Source organism: Zooshikella ganghwensis DSM 15267, from assembly GCF_000428585.1.
GTDB classification, from domain to species: domain Bacteria; phylum Pseudomonadota; class Gammaproteobacteria; order Pseudomonadales; family Zooshikellaceae; genus Zooshikella; species Zooshikella ganghwensis.
In genome coordinates this window covers 1-1,423 of the sequence record NZ_AUAF01000377.1, presented here as the reverse complement: position 1 = coordinate 1,423, position 1,423 = coordinate 1, and the positions used below count along the sequence as shown (strand labels likewise).

Sequence of the window (1,423 nt, the reverse complement as noted above, 5' to 3'; positions counted from 1 at the left end):
TTTTTCTTCTGTTGATAACTGTCGGGCATCATATTTCATACTAATAAGTATGGCATAATTCTAGAAAGTATCCATTATTTCCGACTCATTAGTAAGCTCTATTAAATAAACACCTGTTGTGCTTCAGTATCTGTTAATAACAAGCAATGGTTGGATAACTCATATTGAACCGTTTGCCACAAGGAAGCGGCAACCAAGCCTCCAAGGATGGATTCACGGCGTGTTCAATGAGTGTTATGCAAACATTGTCTAATGATACTTGAGTAAAATAGCTTTCAAAAAAATAGCCTTCAAATGAAGGCTATTATTATAAATCATCTTAAATAAACTAAAACCATGGCTTTTTGCCAATAATATACGTTTGTTCAAACTCTTCGTCAGATTTAGTCAAGTAAAGAACAAACTCAATAAATGCAATAATACCAATAATCATTGAAGGAATACCCAAAAGAATAATTCCAAAAATAAAAATCAGTAACATGATAACACCTTGCTTGGTGTATCCTAGATAAAATTTATGGGCACCAAAAGCGCCAAGGAAAAAAGCAAATAACGCTGCTGCAACTTTCTTTGAGGCACCACTATTTGAAGAGCTATCAGCATAAATATCAGCTGCCAACTCACCATTTACTGTAAAGTCAGCTTTCAATGTTGCACGTGGCTCAGAAGCGGACTTCCAATCTGCTGCTTGAAAATTATATCTGTTCCCATCATCACCAGAAATAATACCTGTCTTGGTGCTAGCATCAAAGTTAAGTATTTTACCTTTCATAAATCAACTCTTAATATATACCCAAGACGAAGTTTTTTAGGGGCTGTTGTCCAGCGATAAACTCCCAGAGCTTATATTAATAAGTGACTGGGTTGGCAGATAAATGCGCCTCGGCAATAGCTCCTGTATTGCTCTACTATATGATATCCATGTCATTATGCATAAACTGCACTCCAACCATGCTTAGCGCCGACAACAACAACTCCTAAAAATGATTCGTGAAGGGTATAGTGCTTTGGTAAATAGCCTATTAATTGCCCATCATAAGCCGTCAATACAGCTTCTAAGCAACTCTTTAGCCTGCAAAGATATATCCTAACTAATAGGCAAAATATAAAATCAAATATGAGTCAAGAATTTACATAAAACCATCAATACGACGCATTAAGTAACCAAATTTTCTTGAACATTAAGGAGGGGGCGAAAGACATACCAGAACTTATACCCAATACGAATGGTTTTTAGGTGCGGCCATCAAGTGACGAAGCCCCATGAGCCTATATTAATAGGCAACTGTGGTGAGGAGTGAAGTTAACAAAACCTAGAAACCATTCGTGGACCCTGTAAATATTTCTGTGTATCCGCCCAGTTTTAAATATAGGGTCTAAGTCGATCCTCAAACTCAATCATAAATCGATTTAACGCCGCTTT

The 1,423-nt window shown here is 36.8% G+C and carries 1 protein-coding gene; it reads right to left on the bottom strand.

Going from position 1 to position 1,423, the window contains the following annotated elements:
* Window positions 1-328: 328 nt before the first annotated feature.
* On the bottom strand, window positions 329-772 hold the full coding sequence (locus F607_RS0127110) for a TM2 domain-containing protein (protein WP_027710480.1): 444 nt from the start codon (window positions 770-772) through the stop codon (window positions 329-331).
* Between the last annotated feature and the right edge of the window lie 651 nt (window positions 773-1,423).

Excerpts from the sequence above, each read along its gene's own strand:
- F607_RS0127110 (WP_027710480.1), bottom strand. The coding sequence starts at position 772 with ATGAAAGGTAAAATACTTAACTTTGATGCTAGCACCAAGACAGGTATT.